The 21132-nt window shown below is 48.9% G+C and carries 17 protein-coding genes and 1 pseudogene; 4 read left to right on the top strand and 14 right to left on the bottom strand.

Translation table 11 applies throughout. The features are described from left to right. The first annotated feature begins 412 nt into the window (after positions 1-412). The gene (locus V3S16_RS13090) at positions 413-808 is read left to right on the top strand and encodes an FxsA family protein (protein ID WP_413885636.1); all 396 of its coding nucleotides are present in this window, start codon (positions 413-415) and stop codon (positions 806-808) included. A gap of 24 nt (positions 809-832) precedes the next feature. On the opposite strand, the gene V3S16_RS13085 is transcribed toward V3S16_RS13090, so the two are convergent. From V3S16_RS13085 to V3S16_RS13075, 3 genes are read right to left on the bottom strand one after another with little or no spacing between them, the layout of a single operon-like run. Then, positions 833-1807 (bottom strand): NAD(P)H-dependent flavin oxidoreductase, encoded by a 975-nt coding sequence (locus V3S16_RS13085; protein ID WP_413885634.1) that lies wholly within the window; start codon positions 1805-1807, stop codon positions 833-835. 18 nt (positions 1808-1825) lie between these two features. Continuing rightward, the gene (locus V3S16_RS13080; protein WP_413885632.1) at positions 1826-2317 is read right to left on the bottom strand and encodes a DUF4442 domain-containing protein; all 492 of its coding nucleotides are present in this window, start codon (positions 2315-2317) and stop codon (positions 1826-1828) included. Between the two features lie 20 nt (positions 2318-2337). Then, positions 2338-3759 carry a transferase gene (locus V3S16_RS13075; protein ID WP_413885630.1) on the bottom strand — a complete coding sequence of 474 codons (1422 nt, stop codon included), beginning with the start codon at positions 3757-3759 and terminating at the stop codon, positions 2338-2340. 142 nt (positions 3760-3901) lie between these two features. Here V3S16_RS13075 and V3S16_RS13070 point away from each other — a divergent pair, with 142 nt between their 5' ends. Then, a complete protein-coding gene (locus V3S16_RS13070; RefSeq protein WP_413885628.1) occupies positions 3902-4069 on the top strand; it encodes a hypothetical protein in 168 nt (55 codons plus the stop codon). A gap of 149 nt (positions 4070-4218) precedes the next feature. Here the strand turns inward: V3S16_RS13070 and V3S16_RS13065 are convergent, their stop codons facing one another. The 11 genes from V3S16_RS13065 to V3S16_RS13015 all read right to left on the bottom strand — a co-directional run bounded on the left by V3S16_RS13065 (position 4219) and on the right by V3S16_RS13015 (position 19144). Then, the gene (locus V3S16_RS13065; RefSeq protein ID WP_413885626.1) at positions 4219-5112 is read right to left on the bottom strand and encodes a universal stress protein; all 894 of its coding nucleotides are present in this window, start codon (positions 5110-5112) and stop codon (positions 4219-4221) included. Between the two features lie 438 nt (positions 5113-5550). Further along, the gene (locus V3S16_RS13060) at positions 5551-6360 is read right to left on the bottom strand and encodes a hypothetical protein (protein ID WP_413885624.1); all 810 of its coding nucleotides are present in this window, start codon (positions 6358-6360) and stop codon (positions 5551-5553) included. Between the two features lie 354 nt (positions 6361-6714). Continuing rightward, positions 6715-7113 (bottom strand): response regulator, encoded by a 399-nt coding sequence (locus V3S16_RS13055; protein WP_413885622.1) that lies wholly within the window; start codon positions 7111-7113, stop codon positions 6715-6717. Positions 7114-7178: 65 nt separating this feature from the next. Continuing rightward, on the bottom strand, positions 7179-8291 hold the full coding sequence (locus tag V3S16_RS13050; protein WP_413885620.1) for a sulfite exporter TauE/SafE family protein: 1113 nt from the start codon (positions 8289-8291) through the stop codon (positions 7179-7181). 261 nt (positions 8292-8552) lie between these two features. Continuing rightward, the gene (locus V3S16_RS13045) at positions 8553-10073 is read right to left on the bottom strand and encodes an AAA family ATPase (protein WP_413885618.1); all 1521 of its coding nucleotides are present in this window, start codon (positions 10071-10073) and stop codon (positions 8553-8555) included. A 56-nt stretch (positions 10074-10129) separates the two neighbouring features. After that, positions 10130-11578, bottom strand: a complete 1449-nt coding sequence (locus tag V3S16_RS13040) for a sensor histidine kinase (RefSeq protein WP_413885616.1) — start codon at positions 11576-11578, stop codon at positions 10130-10132. Between the two features lie 567 nt (positions 11579-12145). Beyond that, the gene (locus tag V3S16_RS13035; RefSeq protein ID WP_413885614.1) at positions 12146-13960 is read right to left on the bottom strand and encodes an SLC13 family permease; all 1815 of its coding nucleotides are present in this window, start codon (positions 13958-13960) and stop codon (positions 12146-12148) included. A gap of 610 nt (positions 13961-14570) precedes the next feature. Beyond that, a complete protein-coding gene (locus V3S16_RS13030) occupies positions 14571-16607 on the bottom strand; it encodes a DUF4129 domain-containing transglutaminase family protein (protein WP_413885613.1) in 2037 nt (678 codons plus the stop codon). Continuing rightward, complete coding sequence (locus tag V3S16_RS13025) at positions 16607-17866, bottom strand: DUF58 domain-containing protein (RefSeq protein WP_413885611.1); 1260 nt, start codon at positions 17864-17866, stop codon at positions 16607-16609. The genes V3S16_RS13030 and V3S16_RS13025 overlap by 1 nt, the downstream gene beginning before the upstream one ends. A 117-nt stretch (positions 17867-17983) precedes the next feature. Continuing rightward, positions 17984-18934, bottom strand: a complete 951-nt coding sequence (locus V3S16_RS13020; protein ID WP_413885609.1) for an AAA family ATPase — start codon at positions 18932-18934, stop codon at positions 17984-17986. Positions 18935-19033: 99 nt separating this feature from the next. Then, positions 19034-19144: an FAD-binding protein gene (locus V3S16_RS13015; RefSeq protein ID WP_413885607.1), complete on the bottom strand. Its 111-nt coding sequence runs from the start codon at positions 19142-19144 to the stop codon at positions 19034-19036. Positions 19145-19396: 252 nt separating this feature from the next. On the opposite strand from V3S16_RS13015, the gene V3S16_RS13010 reads away from it, so the two are divergent. Together V3S16_RS13010 and V3S16_RS13005 are read left to right on the top strand one after the other, a co-directional pair. After that, complete coding sequence (locus V3S16_RS13010) at positions 19397-20533, top strand: murein transglycosylase domain-containing protein (RefSeq protein ID WP_413885605.1); 1137 nt, start codon at positions 19397-19399, stop codon at positions 20531-20533. Positions 20534-20921: 388 nt separating this feature from the next. Next, positions 20922-21132, top strand: a pseudogene (locus V3S16_RS13005) (cell filamentation protein Fic); the annotation flags it as partial.

The following is a 21132-nucleotide window of genomic DNA, read 5'->3' as shown; positions in this document are numbered from 1 at the left end:
GTAAAAGAGAGCTTTTGCCCGAGCCGTTCAGCCCCAGAACGCCAATTTTGGCGCCGTAAAAATACGACAGCGATATGTCCTTAAGGACCGGTTTTTTATCGTAATACTTGCTCACCTGGTTCATCGAGCATATGATTTTGTTCGGTTGGTGACTCATTATGGGTCCTCCCCCCAAGCTGTTAGGTGTAAGAATACCGGTTGGAGCCTATCAGAAATCCCGATTTATCGGGGATGTATAATATAAGATACAGGATACAAGATGCAAGGTGCAAGATTCATGATACTAGATGTTGGTTACGGATTTGTTTTACGTAAAGACAGCCGGTCGACCCATCAATGTCTTGACAGACACAAGAAAGATATCCATATTATTACTTAATACAATTTCAAAACCGCGAAGAAAGAAACCTTTATGTTTTTCAAACTGTTTTTAGCATTCACGCTTATTCCGGTCGCCGAAATTTATTTGATAATCAAACTGGGTGGCTTCCTGGGTGCTTTCAATACGGTGGCGATCATCATCCTCACCGGATTTGCAGGCGCCACCCTGGCACGCATGCAGGGGCTGGAAACCATGCTGCGGGTCCGGCAGAGCCTGCAGCAGGGGCTTGTGCCGGCCGAAGAAATGGTAGACGCTCTGCTTATTTTCATAGCCGGCATCGTTTTGCTTACCCCTGGTTTTATCACTGACGTAGCAGGGCTGCTGCTGCTTTTTACCCCTTCCCGTTTTTATATCAAGCGCTTTCTCAGGCGTAAATTCGATCAATGGAATAAAGACGGCCGCATTCAGTACCACAACTTTCCTTAAAAACCTCGTATCCATTACGGATTTTTAAGGTAATTGCGCTTTAATCTCTTTATATTCCTTTACGGTTTTTTCCATTATCTGTTGAATTGACAAAACCTTATCTATGAGGCCGACTCCATGGCCGGCCGAGTAGACCGTTTTATAAGAAACCTTCGAATCCACAGCGCCCAACAGAGAACGGGCGGCGCGGCTGAGGGCAATATAGCGTTTGATTTTTTTGTTTTTTGCGAGTATTGCTTCAATCAACCCCTTTTCCAGACCGATAGCCTCCAGTTCCTTGGTTCGGATAAAATTACCGGGGAATCCGTCCACTTTGTCGGTATTGACGATATCTTCACTCGCTGCGCGCGTAATGGCATCTTTATAGTTTTCGGAAACTTCCGCTTCTTGCGAAGCAATAAAACGTGTTCCCATATAGACGGCCGCAGCTCCCAGGGCCAACGCAGCTGCCATTCCGGCACCGTCTACAATACTTCCGGCGGCAACGACCGGTAATTTAATCATGCGTGCCAAGTTGGGGATCAGAGCAAAAGGCGAAATATCCCCGGCATGACCACCAGCACCAAATCCTACGGCAATGAGCCCGTCAGCTCCCAGATCAGCGACCTTCTTGGCATGCTCAAACCCCACTACATCACAATAAACCTTGGTTCCTGTTTGATGCGACAGCCGCAGCACCTCTTTTGGATTTCCCAGAGAGGTGATGATCAAGGGAGCCCGCTCATCGAGCGCATGATCGATCTGTTGATACTGATATTTGTTGGACTTATGAACAATAATATTGATTCCAAAAGGCTTTGCAGTCAGAGCCTTTATCTCTTTAATGGCTTGACAATATCTTTCAATGGGACGGAAATTCAAGGCTGGAAAGGTTCCCACTCCTCCGGCCTCACTGGCGCTAACCACCATTTTAACCGAACTCACCAGAAACATGGGGGCACAAATGATAGGATATTTTACATCAAACTGCCTGGTGAAATCTGTTTTTAAGGAATCCATTGACACCGACACTTTCTTTTACTTTTTTTTAAGAGATAGTACTAAGGAAAACCTGGCGACCGGTTCTTCTCCAAACTTGTCGGGAACCTTGGCAGTAACGTGAACCAAAGTTTCTACTCTGTCGGTTGAATCGATGGCGGCAGCAACTAAATGGGCAATTTGGCTGCCTTGCTCACAGGCAAAATATACATCGCCCTCGGCGCGCTTGAGAAACTCCGCCGCCATGCTTTTAAAAACTAAAGATATATTATGAGAACTTTTTTGTATCAGCCTCATGGCAATCAGCCCTGCGGCACAATCAGCTCCCATAGCCAGAGCGCCAAAATACATGGAACGCAGATGATTTCTGGTTCTCCGTCGCAGAGGAATTTTCACGACCACTCTATTATCAGAGATTTCAACGACGCAAGGTTTTACAAAAAACAATAATGGAATTTTAAAAAATCCGAAATAGCGCAGCAGCAAAGTTGCCTGTACATTTTCCGGAATAATTTTAAACAGACGCTTCATAAAATCAGTTTACGTTTTTATTACGGGCGGATATCTATGGATGGATACAAGCCCTTGAGGCGGCCTTTTGAATAGGGGTGAATAATGTTAAAGGCAATATCTTGCTCTGTCTGAGCATGTCCCTTGTTGTTTTTGCCGTCAAAGTAGGCGCCGTTGGCCTCCAGGATATGGTCGATGCGATGTTTAAAGGCCTTGACGAATTTGGCGCCGCTGCCCTGAAACTTCATGGCGCCGCGGGTAAACGTGCCTTTTACCCGGGAGAGTTCTTTGGCGGAAATGCTGTGCTTTTTCAGGTCTTGCTTGTTTCTAATGTAGCCCCAGGCCAGCTGTCCGGCCGGAATGTCCAAAGGTTCATCCAGGTCGATGATGGTGTGCGGCGCGATGATACTCCCTTTCCCAATCGTTAACTTATGATCCGGTGTTCCGCGCAAAAATGAATTAAACCCCACAAAAACGTTTTTCCCCAGCCGGGCATGTATGATTTTGGCACCGTGGGCGGTCACATTGTTGCCTTCCAGGCGGGAGTCTATAATATAACAGTTTTCCTGAGCATTGGCGCCCTTTCCCATCCAGGCGTTTTCCAGGTAGGCCCGCTGGGCGATAAGGACATTCTCACTGATGTGGCTTGCCCCTCTGACTAAGGCATAGCGGCTTAAAGAGGCACTGGAAGGAACGGGGATGGATACTTTCAGGTCAACCACATCAAAAATTTCTTGAAAATCCGTTTTACGCGCATCCACAAAATCGATAAAGATCCCCCGCGGTTTTTTGTTGGGTTCCAGAACAATATAGTTGTCGAGCACTTCTTTCGGAAAACAGTAGCTGAAATCGAATACATCCTTATTTTTGACCCAGATCCTTCCGGGCTCCACTTGCCGGCGAGAAAGCTCTCCCACCTGTACGTAAGCGAATGTTCCGATAATACAGTCATAGAGGGTTGTCAGGTCAACGGTACTGAAAGGCCCTAAAAAACATCCTTCCACCGGGGCACCGTGAATGTTGGCATAATGCATGGAGACCGTATTCTGGATTAAAAAGGTTTCCAGGTCTTCGGGGTTATGGGAGTGATTGTGAACCAGGGTCTTGACCAGATAGGCATCTCTGATGCGGATGACTTCATCGTCACGCAGGGGCATTTGAGAACCCTGAAAATGATACACTTCCCCTCTTTGCTTTAGTTCGTCTCCCCGGATGTCGCTTTTATAAACCACGGAAAGATCGACGGTGCATTTGCCGAAGAAATAACTGCCTGCCAGGTTGCTGCGGCGGAAGAAAAAGAGGACCGGATGCTGGGGCGAAAACCCGTAAAAGGAATAGAATTTGACCAGGTGATTTAAATGTACCGCTTTACGAATATAGGGGCCGACATCCATGCCGGTTTCTCTAAGATTGATGTTTACGCGGTCGATGATGCGGTCAATCAGATTTTCAAGCAGTTTCATTTTTACTCCTTGTAAAAATGTTCCCTACCTCGGACTAAAGGGAGTTAAAGGGTGATCCGCTGTTCCCATAGCATTCAATGATCTGCCGGGCAAGATGTTTTTGAACTGCTTTGCCCGCGGCCGGCTTCCGGAAATTTTCTTCATGCTGAAAGTAGAACTGGTTGCTCGAAAAGGTAAATTCGGACCAAAGCTAGTAGAGGCCGTCTCTAAAGAATTCAATGTTCCCGTCAACAACATCTTTGTTGGAGCCTCTGAAGAAAAGCATACCTTTTCCACCCTGGATTGGGGGGGCGTGTGCGTAATTTTTTAACCCTTCTCCATTTTTTTACGATCAATTGAGATATAATTTTGAATAGATATAGCGATTCTCAAAATAACGTTCCGTTTCAGCCGCCGGCTTACTAAAACTATGAACCCAAGTGAATCAATCGGAACATATTTATGTAAACTGCTATAGTACTATCTTAGAATCAGTACCGAAGATTGGCTTGTTCTAACAAGCTGGCCTACTTTCTTGGGGGGAAAGATTTTCTCAAGGATGGATTTTTCTCCCATCCACAGGGCCATCAAGCTGTGTTGGGCCTCCTGAGATACGAAAGATTCCAGCGCAGAAGGTGCCACCAGTTGTATTATCGGCATGAGCTGTCTGGCCGTATAATACTTTAAGATTGCATCTATTTTTCTTTCGACTTCGACCTTGAGCTCTGCGCCTTCCGTCAGCCCGACAATCTCGAGTTCGGCTTTGTGGAACGTAACCATCTGATTGATCATTTCGAGGGATTCCTGACTTACGGTGTCATGATCCAGGCAGCATACGATCCTGTTTGCGGTTGTCTCTTCTTTGACCACCAGGACCGAACAGGCGGCATGATTGGCAATTTTTTGCGGTACGTTGGCAGCGTTTTCCCACCGGCATTTTTTATCTTTGTCACATCCGATTACAACCAGATCGCTGCCTTCTTCGTAAGATTCGGCCAAAATCGCTTTGGCCGGATTACCCTGTCTTATGCGCAGTTTTAGATCCTTTATGGCCCCGCGATCAGCGGGCAGCTCTTCCCACACATGCCTTTTTACCTCTACAAATTCATTTTTGCTTTTTTGTGTATTATAGGGTGAATCATTACCCTGAAAATAGCCCAAAAACTCCTTACGATGGTTGCCAAGGGCGTTGGTGATAGGATGTTCCAGGACTACCTGAGCAGACTCTTTTTTTGATTGCTGCCTCTTGGGAGCAGTTTTAGGACATACCCCCAGCAAGGTGACGTCCGCCCATGTATTCATGGCCAGTTTGGCTGCTTCCCTGACGGCACGATTGCTGTAGGAATGTTGATCCAATGCAACAAGGATTCTCATGTTGACCTCCCGGTTAGTAAACGCGCATTGTTTATTTTGTCCTGAAAAACCTGGTCCTCTGGTCAAGGTCAGAGATATTTGGCTCTACCTGAAAGGAATGGACGCGGAATCTCTGGTTTATAAATCCCAAATTCCAAGCACCAAACATTAAATAAATAACAAATCACAAGCACCAAATTTCAAATAAATCCCAAATTCCAAGTCTCAAATTCCAAACAAGGGCTAAAACTATTTTTTTTATTCTTTTGTTTGTTATTTGTTTTTTCGGTCATTGGAATTTATTTGTTATTTGTATTTTGTTATTTGGGATTTCCCCTTTTGGTCATTGTGATTTGTTTGATATTTGTGATTTGTTATTTGGTATTTAATTTGCTCCATTTGAGATAGACTTCACCCCTCTGGGGTGCACTCAAAGCCGAGTCCTCCGGCCCTGATTCTTTATTGCCAGCACAGGAGCAGGGGATACGGCGTGCGGCTCAGCAGCTCCAGCAACGGACTTTTTTTACTGGTCTGGCGGTATATTGATGACGCCACCAGGCCGTAGCCGCGCATAAGCTCGGCAGCCTTGTCCGCGGAATTTTGAACGATACGGCAGTGTGCGGGCGGCATCTCGTTTTCAGAGAGAATTTTTTCTGCGTTCCGTAATATGGTATCCGCATCTTCCCCCTTGGGTCGGATCGATTTTGCATGTCCGTTAAAATCGCAATAGATCAGGTCCAGCTCAACCTTTACCCCTTTAAAAAGTTTTAAAACAATGGATGTAAGTTTGGCATAATTCACCTCACTGCTCAGAACAAGCAGGATCTTTTCCAAGCTCACCAGGTTTTTTACCAAAATAATTGGACAGGGGGTGTTGCGGTAAAACCAGGAATGAATTTTGCTGTAAAAAGGCGCAGAATTGAAGGTGTGCAGCGCCCCTTCCACGAAAAGGTCATAGAATCCGCTTTGAAGTTCATAGAGAATTTCTTTTCCACGGTCTCCGACCGACATTTTCGGAGGCCCCAATCTTGGATAAGACGCCCTTTCGGCTTTGACCATCCGGCGGATCTCGGCTTGCTCCGAGGTCAGCATGGCATCCTCCCAGGTTTTGCGCACCCATCCCGACCCCGGGGACGGGCCTTCCGAGTCCGGTTCCTTGACATGGATGGTATGCAGCTCTATTTCTATTAAATTCGCCAGGCGGCAGGCATACCTGAGAGCGATACTGGATGCCAAGTTGGTTTCCAGAGAAACGATTGTCTTAATCATGATTTCTATCCTACCTAAACTGATCGGTTCTAGGTTCAGGGTTCTAGGTTCAAAGGTTATAACATCTTGACACTACTTAACGTTCTCTATTCAGAGCTAGCTAGTTTCCATCCATAAATGGCTATTTTTCCGATGAGCGGCGTTCTCCGCGGGTTTCCGCCCTCGACGTACTAAAGTACGCCTCGGACGAAAACCCTTGTGCGACCTTGCTCATCGAAAAAATATCTCATTTATGAATTGGAAACTACTTAGTGCTCAAATGTATTTATGGACGGACACTAGCTAATTAACGGTTCAAATTCCTGAACCTTTGAACCCTGAACCTCTGAACCTCTGAACGGTTACACAAAGGCTTTATACGGGCTTCCCTCGATCTTCGGCTTTCAGTGCATCAACGGCTTTTTGGATGACTGCGCGCATCTCGCCCAGCTTAAAAGGTTTGGCAATGAAATCAAAGGCCCCTTTTGCCAGAGACTCCCGGGCGACTTCTATGGTAGCATAACCGGTAATCATAACGATTTTAGTCCGCCCGGACAGGGCTCTGACGCGTTCCAGAATTTGGATACCGTCGATATCTTCCATGCGGATATCCGTCACAATGATATCGAACTCCTTTTCCCTTACACGTTCTAAGGCCCGGTAAGGATTGACGAAAATTTCCACCCGGTGGCCCTCCTTCTCAAGGGCCGGTTTAAGGCGCTGCCCCACGACGGGCTCGTCATCCAGGATAAGAATATCGTATTGGTCGTCCATGTTGTTTACTCCTTATAATGGTGGTCATCTTGCTCATTATTGTTATGTTCGTAATGACGCGTCTCTCATGTGCCGGCGGTTTCGGGCCCAAGGGATGCGGGTTCGCGAACCACCTGGAGGGTTTTACGAAGGCCTCTTCTCTGTCGGTAAGCCCGGATGACGTGAAACAGGATGACAAGGCAACCAATAATTCCGCTGGCAAAAAGGAAAAACTTGCTGACCAGATTAAAATAGCGATCCCATCCCGGATCCATCGCGACCCAGCCCAACTGGCGCACATACATGGGGATAGCGATGACCCGGCTGAACACACACAAAAGAATAATGATGCTGGTCACCAGGCGGATATACATTTCATTGACCACTTTGACGCCGTAAACCCCCAGGTAAATTCCGACCAGTGAACCCAGGTAGAGCAGCATGGTCAGCCGGATGTCCACAAAACCCAGGTAGGCATAGCTCAAGGCGCCGTATGCGCCCATGAACATGGCCAGATAAAGTTCCGTGCCGGCGGCCACGGCGGTCGGTACGCCGAAAACATAGATCATGGCCGGCACGCCGATAAAGCCCCCTACGCCGATGGTTCCGGCCAGGTATCCGGTGGCGATTCCCACGACCAAAATGATCCAGAGGCTGACCTTCACATCGGCCACTTTGAAGTGAATGACCGGCGGCAGATTGAGCCGGCTCATGAACTCGGCGATTTTCATGGACGGCCCCGCACCGGCTTCGCCTTCACGCGCAGACTTGATCACATCCCGCAGCATGGACACGGAAACAAATGTCAGGATAACAGCGAAAACCAGGCTGATGTAGAGGTTGGCTCCGGCCCCCTTGGCCGCGCCTTTACCGGCACCGCTTTTGAACAGCAGGCTGTTAATCCAAACCGCCAACTGGATGCCGAATATGGCGGTTGCCAGTAAGCACACCGCCAGTTTCTTATCGACATTGCCGGCTTCGCTGTGTTTGCGCGAACCGATCATGGCCTTGCCGAACTTGTGGGTGATGTTGCTGGCAACCGCCACAACCCCGTTCACCCCTAAATTCATCATTCCCGGTGTCATGAAAAAAGCACCGCCGCTGCCGATGAATCCGCTGAGAGTCCCGCCGATAAACCCTAACAGGACCACCTGGAGAGCGGTGGCCAGATTAATGTCGATGTAATGGAGAAAAAACATGTTGTGTATTATGCCTCCTACTTAGAAAAAAACGTATGCATTCACAGGTTCAGAATTCACCGTTTAGGGTTCTGGGTTCAGCGTTCTGCGTTCTGGGTTCTGCGTTAACCTCTGAACCCTGAACCTCTGAACCTCTGAACCCTGAACCTCTGAACCTTTGAACCTCTGAACCCTGAACCTCTGAACCCTGAACCTCTGAACCTCTGAACCCTGAACCTCTGAACCCTGAACCTTTGAACCCGTGAACGGTTACGAAAGAACTTAATCGATGCCGATCAGTTTGAGCAGTAAACCCGTAACCGTGCCGTACACATAGGCCAAAGTTGGGACAAAAAGAAATACCACCACAGAAGTTAGCCACTTGAGGTTATTATGGATTTCCCCGCCCATAAAGTTCAGAATCGGTCGCTGAAAGGAAAAGACAAGGGTGTAAGTGCATGCGACCAGAATTGCAAACACGAGCAGTTTTACGGCCTGGCGCTTGCCAAAAAGAAAACGGGCCTGTAGTTCGTCGGCGGTGATCACCGGTGTTTTAAGTTGTTCACGAACGGCCAGAGCCAGCTCGCGCGTCTGACGTTGTCGGGTTTCATGCCCCTTGGAAAGGAAAATGTCGCCGATGACTACCAAGGCACTTTTATGGTTGCCTTTGACGGTCTCCAGAATTTCGTGCTGGGAACCATACACGGTATAGCCTCCTCCGGAGCGACCTCTGGTGACCAGCTCTTCCAGCGTTCGACTCAGGCCGCCATCATCTGCGGCGGGCAGCGGGTCGTCATCTTCGATACCGCCGGTGTATATTTCGGCTGTAGGTTTTTTTTCATGGGGGACAGCTGCGGCCGGAAACGCCTGGACGGCTTCATGCTCGGCGGCCTCCGGGGGCGCCAGCCGTAACAGCTCCACGGCGGCACCCCACCTTTGCGCCAGCCGGTTGATCTGCTCAAAATTCTCGGACTCGGGATTAAAGACCTCTTGAATCCATAGAATGTTTGTATCAGCCATGGTGCAGCGAACTTCGCGGCAGTGCTCAAGATCCTGGAGCACTTTAGGGATGTCGCCGGCAAAGTCTTGCTGCTGAGGCATGTAGGTAACGGTGATGATGCCGCTGTCGGCCTTGACCCTCACATCGGCCTTGCGGGTGCGCTCGTCATCGGCTAGGCGCAGTTTGGCCCGGGCGGTCAGATGATGGTCGGCCATTGCTTTCAGGCTGGCCGCTTTCGGCTGGAATCCGGGCAAGGCGGCCATGGATTGCAAAATCTCAGAAGCGTTTTCCATGCTCATGTTGTACAGATTAACAACAAAGTCATACTGCCCCAATACACTCAGATCCTGCCGGTGAACGTAGCGTGCCCACTTGGCGATATCTTCGTCGAGTTGATCCAGATAGGCCATGGCCTTGTCCTGGGGCAGATTCAGCGCCTGCATGGCGTTTTTAGCCCGAGTTTCCCTGGGAACCACCAGTGCCACCCGCAGCCGGTGGCTGACCCCCGGCAGGAGCAGATGTCCCATCCGGCCTTCATATATCAGGTTCCCCTGGGGGGCCAGTTCGCAGATTTCGGCAGTAATGAAAGACAGATAAAGCTCTTTCTCACGGGCCAGCTTTTCATGCATTTCCCGAGATTTGAGCATGGAAAGCTCGAGGCGGCCCACTTTTATTCCATGCTTTTGGGCCTTTTCGACCAATTCTTTGCGGCTTGTTGACGGCCAGCCCGTCTTGTTGACCAGGCTTTCGGCCAGGGCTTCGCACCCGCTGTGAGGCTGGCTGGAAATCATAATAATCGTCATCGTTACCCGTCTTTTTTAACGTAATGGTTTTTTCCTTCGTTAGTAATCAAAAAACGTTATCTGTACCCACTTTTTACCTCTATCGGGAGAAAGATTGAAAAACACGTTCCCTGGCCGAGCGTACTCTTGACTTCGATGCGTCCCCCGTGTTTTTTGATGATGCTATAGCTGACCGAGAGCCCCAAACCGGTGCCTTCACCTTCCTTTTTGGTTGTGAAGAAAGGGTCAAAAATATTGGTTAGTTGATCTGCGGGGATGCCCTCGCCGGTGTCCTCAACATCCATCCGCACTTCTTTCAACGTATCGTGCAGCCGGGTGATTACCTTGAGCATCCCTCCTTGGGGCATGGCCTGGATGCTGTTGATAAACAAGTTGAGCAGGACCTGCTGGATACCGCTGCGATCGACAAGAATTCTGGGCAGCGGGCCTCGGGTCTCCTTTGAAAACTTGATGTAGTGCAATTGCAGTTCATGGCTCACCAGGCGCACGGTTTTGTCCACAAGCTCTTCCAGGGCAACCTTTTCCATTTTAGGGTGGCTGGCCCGGGAGAACTCGAGCAGGTTTTTTACGGTTTCGCTGGCCCGGTCGGTCTGATCCATGGCCTCCTCGTATAGCCGGACGCGCTCGGAACGGCTCATGGTCTCCCCGTCCTCGATTAACGACTCCAATATCAGGGAGAGGTTGTTGATCGGGTTGTTGAGCTCGTGGGCGATTCCCGAGGTCAAGGTGCCGACGGCGGCGATCTTGCGGGACTGCATCAGCTGTTCCTGGCGGCTCTCCAGCTCGCCCATCATGTGGTTTACCGCGGTAACCAGCCGGTGGATCTCATTTCCCGGCTCCCCGAAAGGGGTAATCCGCAGATGTGCTCCATGGGAAATCAACTCGGATTCTCTGGTAATACGGGCCAGAGGGCGGATGATCATCTCAGTGATAAAAAAGATAACGAACGCCATAAGTAAAACCAGGATTCCCAGGTTAATCACCGGAAGTGGAATCATGCGCTGAAGCCGGCGGTTGACCTCCCGACGTTCGGTACTGACCAGCTGGTTGGCAAAGAGAAGGAGGTCCTGACTCATTCTCCGGATCTTGGACTGGAGTTCGAGGCAGCACCCCTCCTTCCGGGGGGTCTTTCTCAACTGCTCCATAAGCTTGGAATACTCATCGACGAACTTTAAGAAGCGCTCGTAGTTATTTTGCCCGATAGCATCGATAAGGTTGACTTTTTCTCTGTAGAGCACCGTGGCCAGACGATTGGTGAGGGTCAGATTCTCCTCATAGCTGAACGCCTCACGGGAAAGAAAGTAGTTTTTTTCGTAACGCCGCATTTCCGTGATGGTGTCATTGATATCCCCGGATAGCTCAAAGAACTGCACCGCTCCGGTAAGACGGTAGAAGTGGCGGTAGTTGACGGCAATCATAACAGCCATAAAAAGGAAACAGGCCGAGAACGCCATGATTACCTGGATGCGAATAGTCTTAGGAAGAAACGGTAGTTTGCTAAACAATTTTATCTCCTAATTGAAACGGCCGGCCGGCTGCCCGCATCAGCAACAAAGCAGTTAGGCTCGATCTCTAAGGCCTCTAGGCGGGCTTAGAGCAATATCGTAACCGTTCACGGGTTCAGCGTTCCCCGTTCAGCCTGCGACGAGCTCAGCCGAGTCGGGTTATTGTTCTTTTATTGAATTTGGTCGTAGGCCCTTAAATACTTTACCCTGAACCTCTGAACCCTGAACCTTTGAACCCCACAGCCTTTGAACCCCGAACCCCGAACCCCGAACCCGTGAACGGTTACCATTTTTTTAAAGGTCGGGTTGTAAATTAAAGCGTCTTGTTTTATTAATTTAACCCATGGTTATTTGTCAATGCCAAACCGCTTCATTTTCCTCCAAAGGGAAACCCGATCAATGCCCATGACTTCGCAAGTATCCCGGACCGTTAATCAGCCTACATTAATAACAATATTGCAGAGCAGCGCGTCGTTTAAATCCATTTTGCAAAGGTAGCGGGTCCATTGAAACCGGCGTTTATCTTCGCGTTTAATCAGCAATTTTGTTACCGGAAATTGCTGATGCTTATTGAATACCGTAAAAGAAATAGAGAATTGTCAGTTCCACCGCCAAAAAGAGGACCGTCATAATGACGCCCGCCTTGGCATAATCCACGGTGCGATAGCCGCCCGGCCGCATGATCAGGGCGTTTACCTGATGGGTCGGCAGCACGAACGTATTGGAGGCGGACAATCCCACCACCAGAGCGGCCATACGGGGGTCTCCGCCGGCCATGACCGCCATGTTCATGCACAGGGGCACCAGCAGCACCGTGGCCCCCACATTGGAAACCACCAGGGTGAAAAAAGAGGTCATGATGCCGACAACGGCCAGCAGCACGATGGGCGTTGGCTGGCCGATAAATCCTAAAACGGACTGTGCCATAAACGCCGCCGTTCCGGTTTTTTCGAACGCCATCCCCAGAGGAATCAGGCCCGCAAGCAGGAAAACCGTCATCCAGTCCACGGCGTAATAAGCTTCATCCACTGAAAGCACACCGGTAATGATTATTCCCAGCGCTCCGGACATCAGTGCTACCGACAGCTGAATTTTAAAGAAAATAATCTGCGTCAGGGCCACGGCCAGCCAGATTATCGCCAGTCTTGCTTTTTCGGGCCGCATGATTTCACCTTCAAGGGCCGTGGCAAAGGAGAGCGCCCGCGGCTGCGGCTGGTTTTTTAAAATATGAAATTTTTCCCAGGGACCGTGCAGCAGCAGGGTATCGCCCATTTTCAGCCGGATATGGGTTAGGCCGCTGTAAAAAATCTTGTTGCCGGTGAACAGCGCTACTGGATTTACTTCGTAGTGTTCCTTAAAGTTAACTTTGCTCATGGTTTTTCCGATCAATTCCGATCGGGGCGAAACAACCGTCTCGGCCATGCCGGCATTAGTCATGGAAAGGCTTTCGGCAAACTCGTCCAGACCGTCCTTGATCTCCCAGCCGTATTCTTCGGCCAGTTTGCGAACGTTTTTTGCTTTTCCGACCACGGCAATGGCATCGTTGGCTGAAATGATATCGGTACTGCGCGGAGTAAAATTTTTCTGTTTTTTTTCTGAAAAATGGATGGCGATCACAGTCACCAGAAACTTGGGCCTGATAGCCAACTCCTCCAAGCTTTTCATGGTGTTAGAATTTTCAGGAATGTGCAGCTCAAAAATATTTTCAAGCCCCTGATACTCGTTCATCAACATAGCGGTGACACCTTCGTCGGCTTGGCCTTGGGCTGCCGGCAGGACGAATTTGCCGAAGATGATAAAATAAAGGATGGCGGTGGCAAGCAGACAGATGCCGATGGGTGTCTGGGTAAAGAGCCCGAAGGGTTCCAGTTTTTTACCGCTCAATACCATCAGATCGTTCAGCAATATGGTCGGACTGGCCCCCACCAGCGTGATGGTACCGCCGATGATGGCGCAGAATCCCATGGGCATCAGAATGCGGGATACCGGGATTCCCATGCGCTTGGCGATACGCTGGGTCGCCGGCAAAAACAGGGCTGCGGCCCCGATGTTTTGCATCATGCTGGAGATTATGCCCACGGTGCCGGATATCAGTATAATCACTTTCTTTTCGCTGTTGCCGGCCAGTTTGACGATGGGCCCGGCCACTTTGTTCATCACCCCGGTCTTATCCAGCCCGGCGCCGATGATAATGACGGCAATGATCGAAATGACGGCGTTACTGCTCAGGCCGACAAAGGCCTCTTGGGGCGTTACCAGCCCGATCAACGGCAGCATAACCATCATGATAATGCCTACAACATCGACCCTCACCCACTCAAATATGAAAAGAATAATTACAAAAACCAGCACTATCATGGTCAAGATCATCTCAGGTGTCATCGTTCAATATTCCCTTCTGTATTGTTCGACATTTTCACTCTGCGTGCGAGCCTGATGCGCCCATTGGCTGTGTTGTGAGCGGTTTGCAGTAGCCCACCATCCGCCTTCGGCGGAATGCCTGGCCAATGAATTCCGCTTCAAGCGGGATGAAACATCAGGGATAGGAGCTTGGTTTTATTTATTTTTGTTCTCTTTTCTGAACCGGAAACATAACCAGAAGAAAAAACCGATGAGGGCTATACCGAAAAAGAAATGTGCGTCCATGCCATCCTCCTTTATCTATAAAAACAAATCAAATTCCGCTTAGCCGGTTGGCTCAAGTGAAAATCTACCGCGGCACCCCTGCCAATTTTCTGGATAGATGTCGACCACTTGAGACTTGCCTGCATTGAGCGTAAACTGAATTAAGAAACCTTAGATCTTTCGCATCGGTTACTTTCGCGCAATTAGAGTATGCCGGATAACCGGATATCAAAACTTTGGGAAAGGATATAGTACATAAAATCGATTTTTTGGCAACATAAAACCTGATGAATTCGTAAAAAGCAGAAAATCCGATCTGCTTTATTAATTAATTGTTATCACATAGGTCTGGAATCATTTTTGTAGCTTAAGGTTTATCTAAAATATGAGGGCGATGACCGGCGATATTCTCGGCAGACAATAACCTCCCGGCAGAACCATATTGGTGGAGCCATTTTGTAACGCGTTCTTGCAGTTGAGCTCTTGCGGTCTCCTTGGCCCCACCAGGATGAAAACGAATCCGGTAATGGAGTGTCAGCATTTCATTTAAGCCCTGCACAGCATCGGAGTCGGGTCCGGCGGCTTCTATCTTGCGGATGAAGGTCGTCTGAGTTTCCCATTTCCGTCGAGCAAATCCCTGGCGTGCCAGATTCTCTTCGATCCGGTAAAAGGCCGATTCCGGCACGGGGATCGACTTTTGATCATCTAATTTCTCTTTTCCGGCAACCGCACTTGCAGCCCGCTTACGGAACACAATCCGCCAAATTAAAAGAATTGCCAGGGGAACAATGAACCACAGCACCCAAGCCGGCAGTCCACCTTTGCTTTCGCTCCAACGCCAGCGAGAAAAGCTGTGTCCGATCCAACGAAACAAATCGTAAACCGGTTCGAGCGCCGGCGCCGCTTCTTTTTCAAGTGCCAGCCAGATTGCCGGTGTGGTATCGACATGGCTCCAGTCACCGTCGATGAAAGCCAAAGCCCAAGCATGTGCATGTCTGGCCCGTACCACGTAGGAATCCTCAAGCCGGCTGTATTCATCTACCCGGTATCCGGTGGCATAACGGGCGGGAATGCCTATGAGCCGCAGAATCAATACCGTGGCCGTAGCAAAATATTCACAGTGCCCGGATCGTGATTTAAGCAGAAAGTTTGCAAGCGGTGTGCTTCCCAATTTGCCGCTTTCCAATATCAGAGAATATTTAAAACGTTTTTGAAAAAAAGCTTTAAGGGTTGCGATTGTTTCCCGGGGGGCCTTGGCGGACAGACCCATCTCCTTTGCGATCTGTCTGACGGCGGGCAGTTCTTTAGCCGGAATGACCAGATCCTGCTCATCATAGGGTTCATGATATGACAAACCGGACCCAAAACGAACCCTATAATTGACCATCCCCGGCCCTCCTTGGACTCTGACCACACCATAACGGTTACGCTCAAGGATTGAAACCGGAAGATTTTCGATGCGATAAGCATCAATCGGAAGGCTCAAAATTCCTTTTCCTCGGCGAAGGCGACCGGAAATGGTAAGTGTTTTGAAATTCTCAGGTTTCTCACCGATGCGCCAGACAGTTCCGTCGCCTATCGGTGCAAGCGGATGAAACCGTTGCCCTAAGGCAAACCATCTTTTGTCCTTGTAAGTGTTGTAACTTGCTTCCAGCAGATGTTCAGGGGGGGAGGCATTTTCTTCGATTCGAACCCGCAAAACAATTCGGTTGGACAGTTTCAGTTCACCGATATCTCCGATGGCGGTTACGGTTCGAAACGGATTCAGGTCTCGCCCCATGAACTGCTGATACCAACCAAAGGTGGCGTCCTCTATCTTTAAGTGCAGGTTGCGTAACCCAATTTGACCGGTCCAGCCCAGGCCACCAGCCAGAAGAAAAAGAACTGTCCAAAGAATGAGTGGTGCACCTCTGGGCCTGACTGAAAGGAGCGCCCATCCGATCAGCATAAATATTCCACCATAAAAGACCGGTGTGCGCACATTGGCCGCACTGGTTGCCAGCAGGACAAACGCAAAGTACGGATACGACACGTCAACGGTTCGCCGTGTTTTAAGTTCTCCTTTCTTTTCTCTCTGACGCGCTGTGTAAAAAAGAGCACCGAGATCCACGCCCCCCACGGAACTTAAACTCTGGCCGACCAAGAGCGGAAAAATCTCCATCGGTATCCACCGGACACTGGAAGCGGTTCCCGCCAGGAAGCGATAGGCAGTCAACGCGATAATGATGATGGCGCACAGGTCGGCGATACGGTGGAAATCTAATGGGGAAAGCTCCCAGCGCCGGTTGATCAAGCGAAGGCCCTCGGCAATGGCGGCCATAACGATACCGGCGGCCAGGTATCCGGTTTGCCAACTCCAGAATAGGAGCGACACGCCGATGAGCAGTGGCGGGGTTTTTATCATTACAACTTAGCTAATCCTTCTTCGATGCGGCCCGCCTCAAGCGTATGGAAAAAATGAGGCTGGTCCTTCATGGGGCCGGGGTCAAGTGTTTCAACAAAGCCGAGTTCGCCAACGACCAGCACGATCATGGGTATTCCAAGTTCCCTCAGGTTGGCGACCAACTGCTTTCTTTCGTCGTTCCATTCCAGCAGAATGCATATGCAACTGCTCAGCAGGCCGGCACGTTCAATCACCATGGGATAAAGAGACGAAAATGATTTGTCATGACAAACGTTGACCGATGCAAGGATTTCCAGCATCCGGTCGATATGAGCCAGACCGCGACCCCCGGTAAAGCAGTACTCCTCCGGTCCGACAAACATCAAATCGAGCAGACACTCATGGGTCTGGACCGTGGTGACAAAAGATGCAGCCAGGGAGACGGCTTCTTCAAACACCTGGCTTCCTGATGTATCGTGGAACGTATCCAGAATCAGGGCATGGCGTACAAAATATTCTTCCTGATATTCCTTGACGATGGGTTTTCCGGTCTTGGCCCAGCTGCACCAATGAATTCGACGAAGCGGGTCACCGGGACGGTATTCCCGGAGCGAAATAAACTCTTCGGCATCACCCACTGAAGAGGCCAATGCCACGCCTCCGGGCTGATATTTTCTGGTCCCCGGCAGCATTACGGGCGGTAACGGATATCTTCGAGGCAAGATCAGGATCGAGTCGTGGAGTTGGATGGTATCCGACGCTTTATACAGCCCCAGTGGATCGGTCCGGGTTACTTGCAGCCCACTAAGATGCAGATACCCCCGTTGCTGCGGTGTTAGCTCTAAGCGCACCTCGCTCTGATCCCCGGGACCAATATCTGAAAGCAGCACACCCTTAACCTTAGCGCCAGTTTTCAGTGCCATCAACCACATCCAACGGTGGTATCCCACCACACGATCGAATCGATTGCGGGTTGCTTCTTTCGGTTCGCGACCTTGGATGAATTCCTCAAAGGTGGGGCGGGGATCGGTAAGCTTTTCTGTAATTTTAAGCCTCTTGCGGATGCGTCTAAATTGGTTTGTTAATTCTATGCGGTAAGAAACCGGCTGCCCAACTGTGCCAAACCGTGGCAGACGGCGGCGAACCATGAGGTGTGATTTGAAGAACGTACTCGCCAGTATTGAAATCGCAAGAAGAGCCAACAGAAAGGTAAAAGCTTGATAAGCCATATTGATATTGGTGTTTTGCCCGAACACCGCTGCAGCAATTAGCGCGGCCAACGTCAGCCGCCCGGCGAACGTAAAGCGATTCAGAAACCAGTATTTGATCGCTGAAGTCAGTCGAAAACTGCGTAAAAGTAATTTTCTGATCATGGCCCTAAATATGCGGGAAATAAGTTAAGCCGGAACAGGTACGGTTTTAAGGATCTCTTCCACTACTGCGGTAGGGGTGACTCCGGAGAACCGAGCTTGGGAATCGATAACCAGGCGATGCGCAATTACTTCGACGGCAACCTCCTGGACATGTTCCGGTGTTACAAAATCAAGACCGTCAAATAGCGCCAGACTTTTAGCAATACGCATTATAGATAGAGAGGCTCTCGGGCTTCCTCCTATGGCGACCCCTGGTGATTTACGGGTCTCCTGAACAAGATCCACTATATACCGCTTCATTTCGTCGCTCATGGCCACTTCTGGAATCTGTTTTTTGAGAAACAATATGTCTTTACGGCTGACACAGGGTTGTAGATCTTCTATGGGGTGTTTTTGGCGCTGATCATCGAGGATCGCAATTTCCTCTTCAGGCTTGACGTATCCCAAACTGAACATAAGGGCGAAACGGTCCATCTGGGCTTCGGGGAGAGGATACGTTCCGGCACTTTCAATCGGATTTTGCGTCGCGATGACAAAAAAATGGTCTTCAAGGCGGTGTAGTTTGCCGTCCACGCTGACTTGGCTTTCTGCCATGGCCTCTAGTAACGCGGATTGGGTTCGCGGTGAGGCCCGGTTAATTTCATCGGCCAGCAAAATATTGGTGAAGATCGGGCCCCGATGAAAACGAAACGCATTGTTTGATTGATCATAGATGGAAACACCCAGAATATCCGAGGGCAAAAGATCAGGTGTGAACTGAATGCGTTTGAAATCGAGGCCTATGGAAAGAGCCAAAGTTTTTGCCAGGGTGGTCTTCCCCGTACCCGGAAAGTCCTCCAAAAGAACATGGCCTTCGGCGACAAAACCTGCCAGTAACTTTCGAATGGCAGCGGATTGTCCCCTTATTACCGATTCGATATTGGCGGTGATTTTCTGGTAAATCTCCACTGCGGACAATTCAGCGGAAGTGTTCATGGCATCTCCGATTAAAAGTTAGTGATTTTTCGGGTGTTAATATGGACGGTACGAGGTTATATATAATACTAGTATAAAAATCATAGCCGACACTGTCTGTCAATCGATATGAGCGGAGCTGGATTTTTTGCGTGCTGCATGAATGGCCGCCTGCAGGCCCGCGGGCCCGGAACCCAGGATCACCACGTCATAGAGTGTTTTATGCTGCATTTTATCCTCCTGCTGTCTCATACGGCCAAAATATTCTCTGGTAACAATATTCTTTAAAATATATCATGTTTAGCGGGTTTCAAGTGGTGAAGGTGTTGATTTTTGGTGTGAGTGATGCACGTATTCTTGAATTTTTATGAAATTTTAGTATACTGAATATAATCACTTGAAGAATTGTTTGAAATCGGATTGTTGAGCATCAGATTTCGTTTTTTGCTTTGTGGGTCCGTGATAAAAAAAGAAGTGAATATTATGAAAAAACCGTATTTGATTTTTGTATTAATACTATTGGTGCTGTTTAGTGCCTCGATCCTAGGAGCTGAAGACCCCTTTGAAAAATTGAATAAGGATTATGAGGAGCAGGTCAAAGCCATGCAAAGGCAGTATGAGGACCAGCGCCTGGATATGGAAAAACAGTGGGCTCAGCTTGAAAAAGAACAAGAAGAAACGTGGGCGCGCCTGAAAGCGGAAGCGGAGCGCAAATGGCAGGCATTTGTGCACTCAACCAAAAAGGATTGGGTCGACTATAACCCGGACAAAGATTCTCGGAGCAAAGTGGATTTTAAAAGCGGAAAGATAGTCTTTGAAGCCGTTGTATCCACGGACGACCCTGAGGCCTTGACAAAAGCTAAGCGCAAAATCGAGCAACAGATTGAAAAGATATTGAAACAGACCGACGTTGCCAATAAACGGATATTGGAAAATCAACTTGTTACCAGCCAGGGCGACAAGGTGAATTTTGGCAACATGAAAAACTATATTAAAAAAGAGGTTTTGCCGAGATTAATCCCGGCGCCGCAAACCTTTAAGGCCAAAGATGGTGTCGAGCGGAGGAAATACTCCGTTAATATCGACCTGGTACCTAATCATATCCGTCTGCGGTCCGAGAAGTATCTGCCGGTAGTGCAAAAAAATGCAAAGCGCTTTGGCCTGAAACCGCAGCTCATACTTGCCGTCATGCATACCGAATCCTATTTCAACCCAAGAGCCGTTTCAGGCTCCAAGGCCATCGGGATTATGCAGATTATTCCCAGGTATGCCGGGCGTGAGGCCTACAGATCAATTTACGGCCAAGATAAAGTGATCTCATGGGATTATCTTTTTGTCCCGGAAAATAATATCGAACTTGGAAGCAAGTATCTGGCCTTACTGAAATATAATCATTTTAGAGATATTCACGGCGATGTAAAAAACCATTATGTTGCCATTGGCGGATACAACTGGGGACCTACTGCCATGCGCAGAAAGATTGTGGATAGATATCCGATCGCGCAAATGAGCAATGACCAGGTTTATTCGCTTTTGAGGCAAAAAACGCCCCAAGAAACAAGAAACTACATTAAGCGCGTCACTGAGAGAATGTCGATTTACGATCCTTATTTTCGCTAAGGGGGATCAAACGAAGATCTACGTGAAAACGCCGTTCGCTTCACCCTGACTCCTTCCATTTTTGTCGTTTTAACCCGAGACCCACATTGTCGTGACAGTTAATGTGTCATAAAAGCTTGACTTACGACAAATAAAAGGCTGTTTTGTCACGTAAAACTTGTTTCACGTCAAAAAAATGCCAAAATACATCTCAGAAAAGGCTTTTTACCACATTGAAATTCTGCTTCCTGAACGCGTGTGAGGAAAAGCAAATAATTGCATAACACAATAAGCTAAAAAGAGCTCGACAAAATAAGCTAACCATGCTACAGCCAAATAAGCTAAATTTAATGCGACATTAAAAGCTAAAAATTGTACAACACAAAAAGCTAACGAAAGAACAAGAGCTATGGCTAGCCCACACGAAAAACTGGCCGAATCTCTTGAGGTCCTGCGAGCACTACAAGAGCGCGGTGTCGTCGCCGTGCGTTCAGCTGATCTGACCCGAACGCATCGTGAACGCCTGGTCAAAAACGGCGTCTTGCAAGAGGTTATGAAGGGATGGTATATTCCTGTTCATCCGGACGAGGTCGCGGGTGAGAGCTCTGCGTGGTACGCAT

Source organism: Candidatus Desulfatibia sp., assembly GCF_036446775.1.
Classification (GTDB): domain Bacteria; phylum Desulfobacterota; class Desulfobacteria; order Desulfobacterales; family UBA11574; genus Desulfatibia_A.
This window is presented reverse-complemented; position numbering and strand designations above follow the sequence as displayed.

What these genes read in the sequence shown, in the direction of transcription:
- V3S16_RS13090 (WP_413885636.1), top strand. Translation starts at nt 413, where the DNA reads ATGTTTTTCAAACTGTTTTTAGCATTCACGCTTATTCCGGTCGCCGAA.
- V3S16_RS13085 (WP_413885634.1), bottom strand. Translation starts at nt 1,807, where the DNA reads ATGGATTCCTTAAAAACAGATTTCACCAGGCAGTTTGATGTAAAATAT.
- V3S16_RS13080 (WP_413885632.1), bottom strand. Translation starts at nt 2,317, where the DNA reads ATGAAGCGTCTGTTTAAAATTATTCCGGAAAATGTACAGGCAACTTTG.
- V3S16_RS13075 (WP_413885630.1), bottom strand. Translation starts at nt 3,759, where the DNA reads ATGAAACTGCTTGAAAATCTGATTGACCGCATCATCGACCGCGTAAAC.
- V3S16_RS13070 (WP_413885628.1), top strand. Translation starts at nt 3,902, where the DNA reads ATGCTGAAAGTAGAACTGGTTGCTCGAAAAGGTAAATTCGGACCAAAG.
- V3S16_RS13065 (WP_413885626.1), bottom strand. Translation starts at nt 5,112, where the DNA reads ATGAGAATCCTTGTTGCATTGGATCAACATTCCTACAGCAATCGTGCC.
- V3S16_RS13060 (WP_413885624.1), bottom strand. Translation starts at nt 6,360, where the DNA reads ATGATTAAGACAATCGTTTCTCTGGAAACCAACTTGGCATCCAGTATC.
- V3S16_RS13055 (WP_413885622.1), bottom strand. Translation starts at nt 7,113, where the DNA reads ATGGACGACCAATACGATATTCTTATCCTGGATGACGAGCCCGTCGTG.
- V3S16_RS13050 (WP_413885620.1), bottom strand. Translation starts at nt 8,291, where the DNA reads ATGTTTTTTCTCCATTACATCGACATTAATCTGGCCACCGCTCTCCAG.
- V3S16_RS13045 (WP_413885618.1), bottom strand. Translation starts at nt 10,073, where the DNA reads ATGACGATTATTATGATTTCCAGCCAGCCTCACAGCGGGTGCGAAGCC.
- V3S16_RS13035 (WP_413885614.1), bottom strand. Translation starts at nt 13,960, where the DNA reads ATGACACCTGAGATGATCTTGACCATGATAGTGCTGGTTTTTGTAATT.
- V3S16_RS13030 (WP_413885613.1), bottom strand. Translation starts at nt 16,607, where the DNA reads ATGATAAAAACCCCGCCACTGCTCATCGGCGTGTCGCTCCTATTCTGG.
- V3S16_RS13020 (WP_413885609.1), bottom strand. Translation starts at nt 18,934, where the DNA reads ATGAACACTTCCGCTGAATTGTCCGCAGTGGAGATTTACCAGAAAATC.
- V3S16_RS13015 (WP_413885607.1), bottom strand. Translation starts at nt 19,144, where the DNA reads ATGCAGCATAAAACACTCTATGACGTGGTGATCCTGGGTTCCGGGCCC.
- V3S16_RS13010 (WP_413885605.1), top strand. Translation starts at nt 19,397, where the DNA reads ATGAAAAAACCGTATTTGATTTTTGTATTAATACTATTGGTGCTGTTT.